Annotated in this window: 13 protein-coding genes; 7 read left to right on the plus strand and 6 right to left on the minus strand. The window is 67.8% G+C overall.

Going from position 1 to position 15,151, the window contains the following annotated elements; genetic code table 11:
• Positions 1 to 9: 9 nt before the first annotated feature.
• From ABE434_RS09690 to ABE434_RS09700, 3 genes are all read left to right on the plus strand, one after another.
• Complete coding sequence (locus ABE434_RS09690) at positions 10 to 711, plus strand: response regulator transcription factor (protein ID WP_346478673.1); 702 nt, start codon at positions 10 to 12, stop codon at positions 709 to 711.
• Positions 698 to 2,038 carry a HAMP domain-containing sensor histidine kinase gene (locus ABE434_RS09695; protein WP_346478674.1) on the plus strand — a complete coding sequence of 447 codons (1,341 nt, stop codon included), beginning with the start codon at positions 698 to 700 and terminating at the stop codon, positions 2,036 to 2,038. Before ABE434_RS09690 ends, ABE434_RS09695 begins: the two co-directional genes overlap by 14 nt.
• Before the next feature lie 105 nt (positions 2,039 to 2,143).
• Complete coding sequence (locus ABE434_RS09700; protein WP_346478675.1) at positions 2,144 to 3,394, plus strand: DUF819 family protein; 1,251 nt, start codon at positions 2,144 to 2,146, stop codon at positions 3,392 to 3,394.
• 142 nt (positions 3,395 to 3,536) lie between these two features.
• Here the strand turns inward: ABE434_RS09700 and ABE434_RS09705 are convergent, their stop codons facing one another.
• The gene (locus ABE434_RS09705) at positions 3,537 to 3,761 is read right to left on the minus strand and encodes a CstA-like transporter-associated (seleno)protein (protein ID WP_019183464.1); all 225 of its coding nucleotides are present in this window, start codon (positions 3,759 to 3,761) and stop codon (positions 3,537 to 3,539) included.
• Positions 3,761 to 5,842, minus strand: coding sequence for a carbon starvation CstA family protein (locus ABE434_RS09710; RefSeq protein ID WP_346478676.1), 2,082 nt, complete (start codon positions 5,840 to 5,842; stop codon positions 3,761 to 3,763). Before ABE434_RS09710 ends, ABE434_RS09705 begins: the two co-directional genes overlap by 1 nt.
• 227 nt (positions 5,843 to 6,069) lie before the next feature.
• Between ABE434_RS09710 and ABE434_RS09715 the strand changes: the two genes are divergently transcribed.
• Positions 6,070 to 6,921 carry a pirin family protein gene (locus ABE434_RS09715; RefSeq protein ID WP_346478677.1) on the plus strand — a complete coding sequence of 284 codons (852 nt, stop codon included), beginning with the start codon at positions 6,070 to 6,072 and terminating at the stop codon, positions 6,919 to 6,921.
• 124 nt (positions 6,922 to 7,045) lie between these two features.
• On the opposite strand, the gene ABE434_RS09720 is transcribed toward ABE434_RS09715, so the two are convergent.
• From ABE434_RS09720 to ABE434_RS09735, 4 genes are all read right to left on the minus strand, one after another.
• A complete protein-coding gene (locus ABE434_RS09720; protein WP_346478678.1) occupies positions 7,046 to 7,507 on the minus strand; it encodes a hypothetical protein in 462 nt (153 codons plus the stop codon).
• A gap of 231 nt (positions 7,508 to 7,738) precedes the next feature.
• Positions 7,739 to 8,461, minus strand: a complete 723-nt coding sequence (gene aqpZ / locus ABE434_RS09725) for an aquaporin Z (protein ID WP_346478679.1) — start codon at positions 8,459 to 8,461, stop codon at positions 7,739 to 7,741.
• 114 nt (positions 8,462 to 8,575) lie between these two features.
• Complete coding sequence (locus ABE434_RS09730) at positions 8,576 to 9,439, minus strand: pirin family protein (protein WP_346478680.1); 864 nt, start codon at positions 9,437 to 9,439, stop codon at positions 8,576 to 8,578.
• Between the two features lie 158 nt (positions 9,440 to 9,597).
• Entirely contained in the window at positions 9,598 to 11,661 is a 2,064-nt protein-coding gene (locus ABE434_RS09735) for a 3-hydroxyacyl-CoA dehydrogenase NAD-binding domain-containing protein (protein ID WP_346478681.1), read from the minus strand.
• Positions 11,662 to 11,899: 238 nt separating this feature from the next.
• Between ABE434_RS09735 and rpoE the strand changes: the two genes are divergently transcribed.
• The 3 genes from rpoE to ABE434_RS09750 all read left to right on the plus strand — a co-directional run bounded on the left by rpoE (position 11,900) and on the right by ABE434_RS09750 (position 15,034).
• On the plus strand, positions 11,900 to 12,520 hold the full coding sequence (rpoE, locus tag ABE434_RS09740; protein ID WP_176989186.1) for an RNA polymerase sigma factor RpoE: 621 nt from the start codon (positions 11,900 to 11,902) through the stop codon (positions 12,518 to 12,520).
• A complete protein-coding gene (locus tag ABE434_RS09745; protein WP_346478682.1) occupies positions 12,517 to 13,422 on the plus strand; it encodes a sigma-E factor negative regulatory protein in 906 nt (301 codons plus the stop codon). The genes rpoE and ABE434_RS09745 overlap by 4 nt, the downstream gene beginning before the upstream one ends.
• Before the next feature lie 85 nt (positions 13,423 to 13,507).
• Positions 13,508 to 15,034, plus strand: a complete 1,527-nt coding sequence (locus ABE434_RS09750) for a DegQ family serine endoprotease (protein WP_346478683.1) — start codon at positions 13,508 to 13,510, stop codon at positions 15,032 to 15,034.
• Positions 15,035 to 15,151: the final 117 nt, after the last annotated feature.

Genomic DNA, 15,151 nt, shown 5'->3' on the forward strand with positions numbered 1-15,151 from the left:
GAGTGTCCCATGCGGCTGCTGGTCATTGAAGACAACCGTCAGCTGGTTGCCAATCTTTTCGATTACTTCGAATCCCGGGGCCATCTGCTCGATGTCGCGCCCGACGGCGTGACCGGGCTGCACCTGGCCGTGTCGCAGCCCTATGACGCGCTGATCCTGGACTGGATGCTGCCGCGGATGGAAGGCCCGGAAGTGCTGCGACGGTTGCGCGCCGACCACGGTTCGGAAGTGCCGGTGATCATGCTGACCGCCCGCGACGAGCTGCCGGACAAGATCGCCGGTTTCCGCGCCGGCGCGGATGATTACCTGACCAAGCCGTTCGCGCTGCCGGAGCTGGAAGTGCGCCTGGAAGCATTGATGGTGCGTGCCAACGGTCGCAACCCGCGCAAGCTGCTGGAGGTGGCCGATCTCAGGCTGGATCTGGCCACGCTGGAGGCGCAGCGTGACGGCAAGCCACTGCACCTTTACCCGGCCTGCCGCAAACTGCTGGAAGTGCTGATGCGCGCCAGCCCGGGGGCGGTCACCCGCCAGCAGCTGGAGTTCGCGCTGTGGGGCGACGAGCTGCCCGACGGCGACCTGCTGCGCTCGCATGTCTACGAGCTGCGCCGCAGCGTGGATGGCCCGTTCCAGCAGAAGCTGATCCATACCCTGCCGCGGGTGGGGTACCGCCTGGGCGTGTCGGCTGCGGACAGTTCCGATGCAGTGGCATAAGCGCGTGGCCAAGCCAGCGCCGATGCACCGGCGCATGGTGTGGTGGCTGCTGGGCTATCTGGCGCTGATCTCGCTGGCGGTGTTCAGCGTGGGCAACTATGTGCATGAACACGCCGAGCACTCGGCATGGCGCGCGCTGCTCAACTCCGAGCTGGACAGCATCGTCAACCACATCGAACACGAGCCGCACTACCGCTGGCAGGATTCGGACACCCTGCGGCTGTTCCATATCAACGGCAGCCCTGCGGTGCCGGAGAGCCTGCGCACGCTGCACCCGGGCCTGCACGACGGGGTGATGGTCAACGACCGCCAGAGTGCGGTGATGATCCGCGAGACCCCGCAGCTGGGGCGGCTGGCGCTGGTGCTGGACATCAATGACTTCCACGAGCTGGAACAGTTCGCCACGCGCTGGGTGTTGCTGGCCGGGGTGCTGATGATCATCGTCACCGTGCTGATGGCGTCGTTCGGCGTCGGCCGGTTGGTGCGCCCGCTGAGCTCGCTGGCCAGGCGCATCGATGAGCTGCACCCGGGTGTTCCCGGGCAGCGGGTGGAGGTGGACCCGCGTGCCAGCTCGGAGCTGTACGTCATCGCCAATGCGCTCAACGATTACCTGGCGCGCAACGAACAGTTCGTCGAGCGCGAGCGCGTTTTCATCAGCACGGCCAGCCATGAGCTGCGTACGCCGATCGCGGTGATCACCGGGGCCTCGGAGCTGGCGCTCGGACAGCCTGACATCCCAGAGCGTGCACGGCAGCAGATGCAGCGCGTGCACCGCACGGCGCAGGGCGTGGAGCAGCTGATCCAGCTGCTGCTGGTGCTCGCGCGCGACCCTGCGCGGTTGGCCGCACTGGGCGAACGCATTCCCTTGGACCTGCTGGTACCGGACATCATCGAAGACCATCGTCACCTGATGGGCGACAAGGACCTGCGCATCGGGATCGATGGCCTGGCGCGGGTGGACATCATCGCGCCGCTGGGCGTGGTGCAGGCGGCGATCGGCAACCTGCTGCGCAACGCGATCGAGAACAGTGGCCGCGGCACCATCCACATCCAGGTCTCCGACCAGGCGGTGGTGACCCTGCAGGATCCGGGGCTCGGCATGAGCCCGGAAGAGATCGCGGCGGTGCACGCGCGCATGGCGCGGGGCGACCGCAACGAACAGAGCGGGATCGGCCTGGAGCTGATCGCCCGGCTCTGCGAACACCTGGGCTGGGCGCTGCAGATCCAGCCCTGCGTGCCGCGCGGAACCTGCGTGATCCTCGATCTGGGTGCTTCGCTGCCGGAACGCAGTGACAGGGGCTCGCTGCCAGCGTCGTCACCGCCCTGATCGCTGCGCTGCAAAGTGTGGCCTCGTGAAGACAATGTTAAGCTCCGGAGGCGCCGCTCTATGCGGCGCTTTTTTTTATCCCTTCGATCGACAGAGGATGGCGTGATGCCGACCGAACCCAGTACTGCCCTGATCACCAATGACATCGTCGGCCTCGGCCTGATCGCCGCCACGCTCGCCGTGATTTTCTGGGCCGCCAGCGGCCCGACGCCGTTGCTCAAGAAGGTGTTCGCCTGGGTGCCGGCGTTGCTGCTGTGCTACTTCATCCCGGCCATCTACAACACCGCCGGCCTCATCGATGGCCACAACACCTCGCTCTACAACCCGATCGCCCGTGACGTGCTGCTGCCCGCCGCGCTGGTGCTGCTGACGCTCTCGATCGACCTGAAGGGCATCATGAAGCTCGGCCCGAAGCTGCTGCTGGTGTTCTGCGCCGGCACGCTGGGCATCATCCTCGGCGCCATCGTGTCGTTCCAGACCATGTCCTGGATCCACCCGGCCACCGTGGCCGGCGATACCTGGAAGGGCATGGCCGCCCTGGCCGGCAGCTGGATCGGCGGCGGCGCCAACATGGTGGCGATGCGCGAAGTATTCGGCACCGATGCGACCACGTTCGGCCAGTTCGCCGTGGTCGATGTGGCCTGCGCGAGCCTGTGGATGGCGGTGCTGCTGTTCCTCGCCAACCGCGCCCAGCAGATCGATGCGCGCAACGGGGCCGATACCCGCGCCATCGATGAGATGAAGGCCCGGATTTCCGCTTACGAAGCGCAGAACGCGCGCATTCCCAGCCTCACCGACCTGATGGTGATCGTCGGTGTGGCACTGGGCGGTGTCGGCCTGGCGCATGCCATCGCGGCACCGCTGAGCGGCTGGTTCAAGGCCAACGTGAGCTGGGCCAGCCAGTTCAGCCTGGACAGCGCGTTCGTCTGGGTGGTGCTGTTGTCCACCGCGCTCGGCCTGGGTTTGAGCTTCACCCGCGCGCGGCGCCTGGAGTCGGCCGGTGCGTCGCGTCTTGGCACGCTGTTCCTGTACTTCCTGATCGCCTGCATCGGCATGCAGATGGATCTGCTCTCGCTGCTCGACCGTCCGTGGTTGTTCGCGCTCGGTGCGATCTGGATGCTCACGCACATCCTGGTGCTGTGGATCGCCGCCAAGCTGCTGCGCGCACCGCTGTTCTTCTTCGCGATCGGCTCGCAGGGCAACATCGGTGCAGCGGCATCGGCCCCGGTGGTCGCCGCGGCATTCCATCCGTCGCTGGCCCCGGTCGGCGTGCTGCTGGGCACCGTGGGCTATGCCACCGGGACTGGGCTGGCCTATGTGACCGGCCTGATCCTGAAGTGGATGGCCGGCGCGTAAGGCGGGATCGAGGCGCCACGACCCACGGTCGTGGCGGGTCCCGGCCGCAGGGCGGCCCAACAAAAACGGCGGCGCTTTCGCGCCGCCGATTTTTTGTAGCGGTGTCCCGATCAACGGTCGGGACCGTGCGGACGCTGCGGCTTCAGCAGCACCGTCCCCCGTTCTTGCCGCTGTAACGCGCCTCCTGGCGCTCGCGGAAGAACGTCTTGTAGTCCATCGGCACGCGGTCCGGATGCTTCTCCAGCACATGCCGGACGTAGTTGTCGTAGTCGGGAATCCCGCAGCACAGCCGCGCGGTCTGCACCAGGCGCCGCCAGATGCGGCGGTGGGCCTGGTACTGACCGGCGGGGACGAGTTCGGTACTCATCACAGGTCCGCCATCTGGTGCGGCTCAAGCGCCACGTACGGGGTTTCCCTGTCGGTCCGCTGCGGGGTGCGGCGGGCCATGAAGATGGTCTTGATCGCGTAGAACAGGATCGAGAACACCACGAACAGGAACAGCACGGTCAGGCCGGTGTTGACGTAGGCGTTGACCACGATCTGGTGCATCTGGCCGACGGTCTTGGCCGGCGCGGTCAGGGTGCCGGTGGCGATCGCATCCTGGTACTTGTGTGCCTGGGCCAGGAAGCCCTGTGCCGGGTTGCTGTCGAAGATCTTGATCAGGCCCGCATAGGTGGTGCAGATCAGCAGCCACACCGCCGGTACGCCGGTCACCCAGGCGAAGCGGTCACGCTTCATCTTGAACAGCACCACGGTGCCGAGCATCAGTGCGATACCCGCCAGCATCTGGTTGGAGATGCCGAACAGCGGCCACAGGGTCTGGATACCACCGAAGGGATCGACCACGCCCGTATAGAGCAGGTAGCCCCACAGCGCCACGCAGCCGGCGGTGGCGATGATGTTGGCGGTCCACGATTCGGTCTTCTTCAGGGCCGGGATGAAGTTGCCCAGCAGGTCCTGCAGCATGAAGCGACCGGCACGGGTACCGGCATCGACCGCAGTGAGGATGAACAAGGCTTCGAACAGGATCGCGAAGTGGTACCAGAACGCCATCATCGCGTTGCTGCCGCTCGGGATCGCCTCGTGCAGGATCTGCGCGATGCCCACCGCCAGCGTCGGTGCGCCACCGGCGCGGTGCAGGATGGTCGGCTCGCCGATGGCCGCGGCCGTGGCCTCCAGCTGCTCGGGAGTGATGATGAAGCCCCACGTATTGCTGATGTAGGCCGCAGCGGAGACCGCATCCGGACCGATCACGGCGGCCGGCGCGTTCATGGCGAAGTAGATGCCCGGATCGATGATCGAGGCGGCCACCAGCGCCATCACCGCGACGAACGATTCCATCAGCATGCCGCCGTAGCCGATGTAGCGCATGTGGCGCTCATTGGCGAGCAGCTTGGGCGTGGTGCCCGAGGCGATCAGCGCATGGAAACCGGACACCGCGCCGCAGGCGATGGTGATGAACAGGAACGGGAACATCCCGCCTTTCCAGACCGGGCCGTCGCCACTGGCGGCGAACTGGGTCAGCGCCGGCATCTTCAGTTCCGGCATGACGATCAGGATGCCGATCGCCAGCGCCACGATGGTGCCGATCTTGAGGAAGGTGGACAGGTAGTCGCGCGGCGCCAGCAGCAGCCACACCGGCAGCACCGAGGCGACGAAGCCGTAGCCGATCAGCATCCAGGTGATCTGGATGCCGGTGAAGGTGAAGGCCGGGCCCCAGACCGGATCGGCGGCGACCTTGCCACCGAACCAGATCGCGGCCAGCAGCAGGATCAGGCCGACCACGGAAATCTCACCGATCTTGCCCGGGCGGATGTAGCGCATGTACACGCCCATCAGGATCGCGATCGGCATGGTCGCGATGACCGTGAACATGCCCCAGGGGCTTTCGGCCAGCGCCTTGACCACGACCATCGCCAGCACCGCGAGGATGATGATCATGATCAGGAAGGCACCGAACAAGGCGATGGTGCCGGGCACCGGCCCCATTTCCTCGCGCACCAGATCGCCCAGCGAGCGACCGTTGCGGCGGCTGGAGAGGAACAGGATCATGAAATCCTGCACCGCGCCGGCCACGACCACGCCCACCACCAGCCAGAGCAGGCCGGGCAGGTAGCCCATCTGCGCGGCCAGCACCGGCCCGACCAGCGGGCCCGCACCGGCGATGGCGGCGAAGTGGTGGCCGAACAGCACGTGCTTGTTGGTCGGAACGTAATCCAGGCCATCGTTGTTGATCACCGCGGGCGTGGCCCGGGTCGGATCGAGCTGCATCACCTTGTCGGCGATGAACAGGCTGTAGAAGCGATACGCGATGAGATAGATGGAGACCGCAGCGACGACGATCCACAGCGCATTGATGGGTTCACCGCGGCGCAGCGCGACGGTGCCTAGACAGAATGCGCCAAGCAGTGCGATGACTGCCCAACCCAGTTTCGAAAAACCTTTCATGAGATTGCGTCTCCCTGGAGATCGTCGTAAGAGTCCGCCTTGGCACTGACGGGGTCAATGCAATGGCGGGGGCTTGCCGCTAGTACTTTGGTCGTAGGGTGGGTGGGGAGCGTGCCCGTGCACGTCATCGGAACATCACGCTTGGAACAATCGGTTGCGGGCATGACGGTTGGCCGGCGGGGCCGGCGAGGCCATCTTGTCGATAGATCACCGACCCTGGAGTCACCATGAGCAGCCCAACCCCGGTGCGCGTGCTGCGCACCATCCGTGGCATGGCCACCTCCGATGGCGCCGGCGTCCGCCTGACGCGGGTCATCGGTGGGCCGTCGCTGCCCGACCTGGATCCGTTCCTGCTGCTGGATGAATTCGGCACGGACCGTGCCGAGGACTACATCGCCGGCTTCCCCAGCCATCCGCACCGCGGGTTCGAGACCGTCACCTACATGCTCGACGGCCGGATGCGGCACAAGGACAACCACGGCAACGAGGGCCTGCTCACGCCGGGCAGCGTGCAGTGGATGACCGCCGGACGCGGCCTGATCCACTCGGAGATGCCCGAGCAGGAATCCGGCCAGATGCGCGGTTTCCAGCTGTGGGTGAACCTCCCGGCGCGCGACAAGATGACGGACCCGAAATACCAGGAGTTCGCGCCGGACCACATCCCGGTGACGGCGCCGGCCGAGGGCGTGCAGGTCAAGGTGATCGCCGGGCAGGTGGGTGACACCGTCGGGCCGATCGTGCAGCCGGCCACCGACCCGGTGTATCTCGACATCACCCTGGAGGCGCGCGCGGGCTGGAGCTACACGCTGCCTGATGGCCACAACGCGTTTGCCTACGTGTTCGAAGGGGGGCTGGAGATCGGCGAGGGCGACGATGCGCGCCCGGTGGCCAAGCAGGAAATGGCGGTGCTGGGCGGCGGTGAGCAGCTGGCGCTGCGCGCGGGCGAAACCGGTGCGCGCCTGATCCTGGTGGCGGGCCGTCCGCTGCGCGAGCCGGTCATGCGGCACGGGCCGTTCGTGATGAACACCAAGCAGGAGCTGATGCAGGCCTTCGTGGATTTCCAGGAAGGCCGCTTCTGAGGCGCGGCAGTGCCGGCCGTTGGCCGGCAACGGCATGACACCTGACAGGGTGGGAGGCGCCGACCAGCGGTCGGCGCTACCGTTGCTTCCGGGATGTGTGCGGCGCACCGTCCCGGCCTCTTCCTCAGCGCCCGGCGGCGACAGCCGAGGGCGTCAGGTTCATGCCCTGCGCCAGCGACTGCAGCGAACCCAGTTCGCTCCTGTCGCCCGCGTACAACGCAATCTGCGCGAAGCGGTTCTTGTCGAACTTCACCACGGTAATGCGGCGGGTGTCGTAGCCCGGCGGTTTCTGGCCGCCCAGGTCGGGCTGGTACCAGTACAGCGTTTCACCCGCGAAGCTGCCTTTTTCCTGGCGCAGCGCGCGGTTCAACGGCAGCTCCGGGTTGCGGGCACTCAGGGTGAGGCTGAGCACTTCACGCCCATCGGCGGTCCTGGCCTTGCACAGGATCAGATCCCGCTGGGCCAGTTCCTGCCACTGCAGGCCGCTGCTGGCGGGCAGGGACGGACATTCGCTGGTGGATTGCGCCGCAACGGCGCCGGCAGACATCGACAGACACACACACACGACAGCGCGCAGGACGTTCATGGTTCCCCCAGGGTCGATGATCGCGTCCGTCGCTGACAGGCATTCCGGCGGCCGTCGACAACCCAGGCCGTGGTGGCGCATTCCCCGCGCGCGTACCGGATGACTCGCTGCCGTCAATGTCGGACGAGTGATCCGGACCTTAACGGAATGTGACTCAGTGTACAAATAACGGTTTCAGGTGAACCTTTCTGCACCGCTGGCCGGGCAGCGCGAGGCCGCCCGGCCGGATCCTCAGCGGGGCGCCGCGCCCATCCATTTGTAGACGATGCCGCCGATCAGGCCGCCCAGCAGCGGCGCCAGCCAGAACAGCCAGAGCTGGCTCAGCGCACCGCTGCCGGCGAACAGGGCCACGGCGGTGGAGCGGGCCGGGTTGACCGAGGTATTGGTGACCGGAATGCTGATCAGGTGGATCAGGGTCAGGGCCAGGCCGATCGCGATCGGTGCAAAGCCCGCCGGTGCGTTGCCGTGGGTCGAGCCCATGATGACGATCAGGAAGAAGGCGGTCAGCACCACTTCGCACAGGAACGCGGCCGCGACGCTGTAGCCTCCCGGTGAGAGTGCGCCATACCCGTTGCTGGCGAATGCGCCGGCCTGGCTGCCATCGATCTGGAAGCCGGGCGCGCCGGAGGCGATCTGCAGCAGGATGAAGCCGGCCAGCGCACCGCCGAGCACCTGCGCGACGATGTAGGGGAGCAGGTCACGGGCCGGGAAGCGGCCGCCGGCCCACAGGCCGACGCTGACCGCCGGATTGAAGTGCGCGCCGGAGACATGCCCGAACGCATAGGCGCCGGTCAGCACGGTCAGGCCGAAGGCCAGCGCGACGCCCACGAAACCGATCCCCAGCGGATTGCCGTCGCCGCCGAACTTGGCGGCCAGCACGGCGCTGCCACACCCACCCAATACCAACCAGAACGTGCCCAGGAACTCGGCGGCCAGACGCTTGCCCATGCTCATCGATGTGCTCCACGTTATGCCCGGGGTGGGCAGGCGCAACGTAGCTGAATCGGGGTTCATCGGGGTGACGGTCACGTCAAGACCCGACGAACGGTTGGCCGCCGGGTGTGCGGCTCAGTACGCGGGCAGCGGAATCAACTCTTTGTCGTCGCCCGGAATCGTGCCGAAGCGGCCGGATTCCCAGTCGTGCTTGGCCTGCTCGATCCGCTCGGTGGAGCTGGAGACGAAGTTCCACCAGAGATGGCGCGGGCCATCGAGTGGCTCGCCGCCCATCAGCATCGCCTTGATCGGGGTCTTGGCGCGCAGGCGGCCGCGGGCGCCGGGCTCGGGAATGATCAGGTGCTGGGCGGGAACGTCCACGCCATCGAGCTGGGCCTGGCCTTCGAGGATGTACAGCGAACGCTCGGCGTGGCCGGTATCCAGGTCGATCTCCGCATCGGCGTCGAGATCGATGGCGACGTTGAGGGTATCGGCGAACACCTTGACCGGGGATTCTTCGCCGTACGCGCGGCCGGCGATGACGCGCAGCCACGCACCGTTGCGGCGCTGCTGGGGCAGGGTGTCGGCGGCATGGTGGTAGAACGCGGGATCGGTCTCTTCGGCACTCTTCGGCAGTGCCAGCCAGGTCTGCATGCCGTGCAGCGGATGGTCGTGTTCGCGCTCGATGGCGGGCGTCCGTTCGGAGTGGGCGATGCCGCGGCCGGCGGTCATCCAGTTGACGTCACCGGGGCGGATGACCTGGTCCGAGCCGAGGGTGTCGCGGTGGCCGATGGCGCCGGACCACAGGAAGGTGACGGTGGCCAGGCCGATGTGGGGGTGCGGGCGCACGTCGATGCCAGTGCCGGGGGAGAGCACGGCCGGGCCCATCTGGTCGACGAAGACGAAGGGGCCGACGCTGCGCGCCTGCAGGGTCGGCACGGCGCGGCGCACCTGCAGGCCACCGATGTCATGGATGCGGGGGGCGATGATGGTCGTCATGCGGGCGGTCTCGCTGGCGGGGACAGAGCGGGAGGATCGCATGCGGGGTGTGGGGGTGGGAGGCCTGTATCGGTAACAGGGTGTTCTGGTTGCACGCCGGCGGCGGAAACAACAACGCCACCCTGCGGTGGCGTCGTCGTTTCAGGTCACGGCGATCCTCAGATCACCGGTTCGCGCAGTACCGGCGAATCCCAGCCCGGGCGGGGCGCGAAACGGTCGCCATGGCGCTGCTGCAGAACCTTGAGGCGTTCGACCAGGGCGTCGGCACCGGTGGCGCGGATGTACTGGATCGGGCCGCCGCGGAACGGGGCGAAACCGGTCCCGAAGATCACGCCGGCATCGAGCAGGTCGGCATCGGCGACGACGCCGTCGTGCAGGCAGGCCACCGCTTCGTTGAGCAGCGGCAGGATCAGGCGGTCTTCCAGATCGGCCGGCACCTCGTAGTTGGCGGGGACGTCCGGCTTCTGCGCGCGGCCGTTCTCCCACTTGTACAGGCCCTGGCCGTCCTTCTTGCCGCGCTTGCCCTGTTCCACGGTCGCCAGTGCGGCCGGCACCTGCAGGCCGAGGAACGGCGCCAGTTCCTTGCCCACGCCGGCCGCCACATCCAGGCCGACGGTGTCGAGCAGTTCGATCGGGCCCATCGGCATGCCGAACTTGACCGCGGCCTTGTCCAGCACCGGGCCCGGGACGCCTTCGGCATACGCGGTGGCGGCTTCAAGCATGTACGGGAACAGCACGCGGTTGACCAGGAAGCCGGGCGTGCCGGCGACCGGTACCGGGAACTTGCCCAGCGCCTTGCAGAACGAGGCCAGGCGGCGCTCGGTCTCCGGCGCCATCCCGTCGTGATGGATGATTTCCACCAGCGGCATCTGCGCGACCGGATTGAAGTAATGCAGGCCGGCGAACTGCGCCGGACGCTGGATGTGGTCGCGCAGTTCGTCCAGCGGGATCGACGAGGTGTTGGTGGTCAGCAGCGCATCGGCCTTCATCTTCGGCTCCAGCGACTGGTACAGCTCACGCTTGGCCTCCGGGTTCTCGATGATGGCTTCGATCACCAGATCCGCCTGGGCCACGCCCTCGCCGGCAAGATCCGCCTTCAGGCGTGCCGCCACGGCCGGGCGCTTGCTGTCGTCCTTGACCCGCTTGGCGAACAGCGCCTGCGCGCGTTCCATGGCCGGGTCGATGAAGCGCTGCTCGCGGTCCTGCAGGGTCACGTTGAAGCCCTTGTAGGCCGACCACGCGGCGATGTCACCGCCCATCACACCGGCACCGACGACGTGCACGTGCTGGATGCCGTGGTCCTTGCCGCCGAGGGCCTTCAGGCGTTCGGTCAGGAAGAAGATGCGGATCAGGTTGCGGGCGGTCGGGGTGCCGGCCAGCTTGACCACGGCGCGGCGTTCGGCATCCAGTCGGGTCTGGATCGGGCTGCCACCGGTGCGTGCCCAGGTGTTGATCAGCGCGTACGGCGCCGGGTAATGCTCCTTGCGCGCCTTGCGGGCGACCTGCTTGGCCATCTGCGGGGCGAGCAGCCTGCGGGCCAGCCAGGTGTTGGTGATCCAGGCGGTCGCGCGCTGCTTGAACGGGCGGGTGGTGCCCTTCAGCGCGAGCGACACGGCGGTATCGAGCAGCACGGCCGGTGCGACGACCTTGTCGACCAGGCCGATGTTGCGTGCGGCCGAGGCCGACAGGTTGCGGCCGGTCAGCATCATGTCCATCGCGGCCGGTGCGCCGACCAGCTGCGGCAGGCGCGAGCTGCCGCCCCAGCCCGGGAAGATGCCCAGCTGGGTCTCCGGCAGGCCGATCCGGGTGGAGGGATCGTTCGACGCCACGCGGTAACGACAGGCCAGGGCCAGCTCGGTGCCGCCGCCCAGGCAATGGCCGTGGATCGCGGCGACGGTCGGGCAGGGCAGCTCGGCCAGCTTCTGGTAGGTGCTCTGGCCACGGCGGATCGCGTCATTGACGGTGCCGCGGCGGTCGAATTCCTGGAATTCCTTCAGGTCCGCCCCGGCGATGAAGCCGGCCGCCTTGATCGACTGGATCACCACCGCCTTGGGCGGGTCCATCGCGATCCGCTCGATCAGGTCGCCCAGTTCGAGCAGCACGTCCTGCGACATGGCATTGACGCTGCTGTCCTGGCGGTCGAGGCTGAGCACGACGACGCCATCGTCACGGATCTGCGGGTGCCAATGCGAGAAGCGGAGCCCATCGAAGCCTGAGAGCATGGGAACGTTCCATCCGGTTGTGTATGGAGAAGGGGGCTATGATCCAGAGGTTGTTTCCTCCCCGTCAAATCCCTATAGCTGGGGGAGAGAAGCCGTCGATCCATTGCCTGGATCGGAAACCTTAACGGAACGGTGGTTAAAAGCTGGTGCGGCGCGGTGTGATCGCGCGCTGAACTTTTCCCGGGATTGGCAGTCTCATTGCCCGACGTCGGTTGGGCTGACAGGAGTGCGGCCCCCCATGGCCGAGGTTGAAACACCACAGGAGCTGGACCTGGAGCTGGTCCGACGTGTGCAGCGTGGCGAGAGCGCGGCGTTCGATGTCCTGGTACGCAAGTACCAGCATCGGATCATCGCGCTGATCGGGCGCTACATCGCGGACTGGAGTGAATGTCAGGACGTGGCCCAGGACACTTTCGTCCGCGCGTATCGCGCGATCGGCAGTTTCCGGGGCGACGCCCAGTTCTATACCTGGCTGCACAGGATCGCCGTGAACACTGCCAAGAACCATCTCGCCGCCCACAACCGCCGCCCGCCCACCGATGACATCGAGATCGGGGACGCCGAGCAGTACGACAGCGGCACGCGCCTGCGCGACACCGACACGCCCGAGCGCGAGTTGATGCGCCAGGAGCTGGAGCAGACGGTGATGAAGGCGGTCTCCGCGCTGCCTGAAGAACTGCGCTCGGCCATCACCATGCGCGAGGTGGAGGGCCTGAGTTATGACGAAATCGCGCAGAAGATGGGGTGCCCGATCGGCACCGTGCGGTCGCGGATCTTCCGTGCCCGCGAGGCGATCGACACTGAACTTCGGCCGCTGCTCGATGTGGGCAGCGCCACCCGCGAGAAGAGCCGCGCATGAGCCACGATATGTCCAATGATGCTTCCCGGGGCGCGTCCCCCGATAAATTCGACGCCCATTACCGGCAGCAGTTGTCGTCGTTGATCGACGGTGAGCTGTCGGCCGATGAAGCCCGTTTCATGCTGCGTCGGCTGGAACACGATGAGTCCCTGTCGAGCTGCAACGAACGCTGGCAGATGCTCGGCGATGTGCTGCGCGGGCAGGCCTGCGCGCCGGCGCCGGTCGATTTCGCCGAGCGGGTCCGCGTTTCCGTGGTCGCTGAGCCGGCACCAGCGATGCAGGCCAATGTCGAGCGCAGCCAGGACCGCAAGGAACGCCGTGGCGGCTGGCGTCGTTGGGGCGGTGGCGCGGCACTGGCCGCTTCCGTCGCGGCCGTGGCGATGTTCATGACCCGCGAGCAGCTGCCGGACCCGGCAGCGCTGGACGCGCCGACCACCATCATCGCCAGCCAGGCCGAGCTGCCGCCCGCGCCCGCGCCGGCGCCGGCGACCGAGGCCTCTGCCGCCGAGCAGGCGCTGGCGGTAGCGGCGGTTCCGGCTGCAGCCGTGGCGGCCGCCAGCCGCCGCCAGGACGTGGCCAATGCGCGCCGCGCCAGTGCCACCCGCACCCAGCAGGCGGCACGCAGCGCTGCCGAGCGCAGTGCCGAGCCGCAGCGTGCGGTCGCCAGCCAGGCGCCGCTGACGCCGGCCGTACCGGCGGCCACTGCGCGCCAGTTCCCGTTCGGTGAGGTGGGCAATCTGCAGGCCAAACCGTGGCCGCGCTCCAGCCTGGCCCCGGCCGCGGGCGGCGCGCTCAATGCCAGCTTCTCCACGCAGGCACCGCAGGCCGCGTTCTATCCGTTCGAGCCGCGTCTTCAGGAATCGGCCGACACGGCCGAACCTGCGCGCCGGCACCGCGACTGAACATCGTTGCCCTGACGTTCCGCTCCGGCCTGTGCGCCGGAGCGCTCCCCCCCGCTTTGTTCCCTGACCCGGAGGTTCGTGTCTGATGACCGCCCGTATCCGTACCCATGCCCTGGCGCTGATCGCCATGACCCTGCCGCTGGTGGCCTGCGCCCAGTCGCCGTCACCGGCCACCGCGGCCGCCCCGGCGGCCGCTGCACCGCGCGCGCCTGCACCGCAGTTGGTCAGTGGCCTGCCGGACTTCACCAACCTGGTCGAACAAGTCGGGCCGGGCGTGGTCAATGTCGAGACCACCATCGTGCGCAGCAACAACCGCCAGCCCCGGGCCATGGGGCCGGGGGGCGACGATGAGATGCCCGAGTTCTTCCGCCGCTTCTTCGGCCCGGACTTCCAGATGCCGGGGCAGGGCCCCGGTGGCCAGGACGACGGTCCGCGCATCCAGGGCCGCGGCATGGGCTCGGGTTTCATCATCTCCGCCGATGGCTATGTGCTGACCAACTATCACGTGGTCGCCGACGCCAGCGAAGTGAAGGTCAAGCTCGGCGACCGCCGCGAGTTCACCGCCAAGGTGATCGGCAGCGATCAGCAGTACGATGTGGCGTTGCTCAAGATCGACGGCAAGAATCTGCCGACCGTGCGTGTGGGGGATTCCAACACCCTCAAGCCGGGCCAGTGGGTGGTCGCGATCGGCTCGCCGTTCGGCCTGGATCATTCGGTCACCGCCGGTGTGGTCAGCGCGGTCGGCCGCAGCACCGGCGGCCCGGACCAGCGCTATGTGCCCTTCATCCAGACCGACGTGGCGATCAACCAGGGCAACTCCGGCGGCCCGCTGCTCAACACCCGCGGTGAAGTCGTCGGCATCAACTCGCAGATCTTCTCCGCTTCGGGCGGCTACATGGGCATCAGCTTCGCGATCCCGATCGACCTGGCCATGGGCGCGGTCGAACAGATCAAGAAGACCGGCCGGGTCAGCCGCGGCCAGCTCGGCGCGGCGGTCGGCCCGATCGATGGCCTGAAGGCCCAGGGGCTGGGCCTGCCGGACAGCCGCGGCGCGCTGGTCAACGAAGTGGTCGCGGGCAGCGCGGCGCTCAAGGCCGGTATCGAGCCGGGCGATGTGATCCGCTCGGTCAACGGCAGCCCGATCACTACCTTCAGCGATCTGCCGCCGGCCATCGGCGCGCTGCCGCCGGGCAGCAAGGTGCGCCTGAGCGTGCTGCGCGATGGCAAGGAGCGGGAGATCACCGCCACCCTGACCGAGCTGGCCGAAGACGCCGAGCGCGGTCCGGCCCGTCCAGCCGCGGAAGCGGCCAAGCCGGAGACAGGTGCCAATGCCCTGCTGGGGCTGGAGGTGGCCGATCTGACCGCCCCGCAGCGCCAGCAGCTGGGCCTGTCGGCGGGCGAGGGCGTGCGCATCACCCGGGTCAATGGCCAGTCGGCGCGTGACGCCGGCCTGTCGCCGGGCCTGGTGGTGCTGCAGGTCGGCCGGACCCCGGTCGGCAGCGTGGCCGCGCTGAACAAGGCGTTGGGCGGCTACTCCAAGGGTGATGTGGTCATGCTGCTGATCCGCGCCAACGGCAACAGCGCCTTCGTGGCGGTCAAGGCCGGGCAGTAAGCCCCGCCCCGCCTGCGTTTCCGGGCCCGCTTCGGCGGGCCCGGTCGTTTCTGGCGGGGCGATCATGGCAAACGCGGGCGGCCGCACGCGGGACCGGGCCGGCCATGCGATAATCCG

This window comes from Stenotrophomonas sp. TWI1183 (genome assembly GCF_039673115.1).
Lineage (GTDB): Bacteria > Pseudomonadota > Gammaproteobacteria > Xanthomonadales > Xanthomonadaceae > Stenotrophomonas > Stenotrophomonas maltophilia_AA.

What these genes read in the sequence shown, in the direction of transcription:
- ABE434_RS09735 (WP_346478681.1), bottom strand. Translation starts at nt 11,661, where the DNA reads ATGCTCTCAGGCTTCGATGGGCTCCGCTTCTCGCATTGGCACCCGCAG.
- rpoE (WP_176989186.1), top strand. Translation starts at nt 11,900, where the DNA reads ATGGCCGAGGTTGAAACACCACAGGAGCTGGACCTGGAGCTGGTCCGA.
- ABE434_RS09720 (WP_346478678.1), bottom strand. Translation starts at nt 7,507, where the DNA reads ATGAACGTCCTGCGCGCTGTCGTGTGTGTGTGTCTGTCGATGTCTGCC.
- ABE434_RS09690 (WP_346478673.1), top strand. Translation starts at nt 10, where the DNA reads ATGCGGCTGCTGGTCATTGAAGACAACCGTCAGCTGGTTGCCAATCTT.
- ABE434_RS09730 (WP_346478680.1), bottom strand. Translation starts at nt 9,439, where the DNA reads ATGACGACCATCATCGCCCCCCGCATCCATGACATCGGTGGCCTGCAG.
- aqpZ (WP_346478679.1), bottom strand. Translation starts at nt 8,461, where the DNA reads ATGAGCATGGGCAAGCGTCTGGCCGCCGAGTTCCTGGGCACGTTCTGG.
- ABE434_RS09700 (WP_346478675.1), top strand. Translation starts at nt 2,144, where the DNA reads ATGCCGACCGAACCCAGTACTGCCCTGATCACCAATGACATCGTCGGC.
- ABE434_RS09750 (WP_346478683.1), top strand. Translation starts at nt 13,508, where the DNA reads ATGACCGCCCGTATCCGTACCCATGCCCTGGCGCTGATCGCCATGACC.
- ABE434_RS09705 (WP_019183464.1), bottom strand. Translation starts at nt 3,761, where the DNA reads ATGAGTACCGAACTCGTCCCCGCCGGTCAGTACCAGGCCCACCGCCGC.
- ABE434_RS09715 (WP_346478677.1), top strand. Translation starts at nt 6,070, where the DNA reads ATGAGCAGCCCAACCCCGGTGCGCGTGCTGCGCACCATCCGTGGCATG.
- ABE434_RS09710 (WP_346478676.1), bottom strand. Translation starts at nt 5,842, where the DNA reads ATGAAAGGTTTTTCGAAACTGGGTTGGGCAGTCATCGCACTGCTTGGC.
- ABE434_RS09695 (WP_346478674.1), top strand. Translation starts at nt 698, where the DNA reads ATGCAGTGGCATAAGCGCGTGGCCAAGCCAGCGCCGATGCACCGGCGC.
- ABE434_RS09745 (WP_346478682.1), top strand. Translation starts at nt 12,517, where the DNA reads ATGAGCCACGATATGTCCAATGATGCTTCCCGGGGCGCGTCCCCCGAT.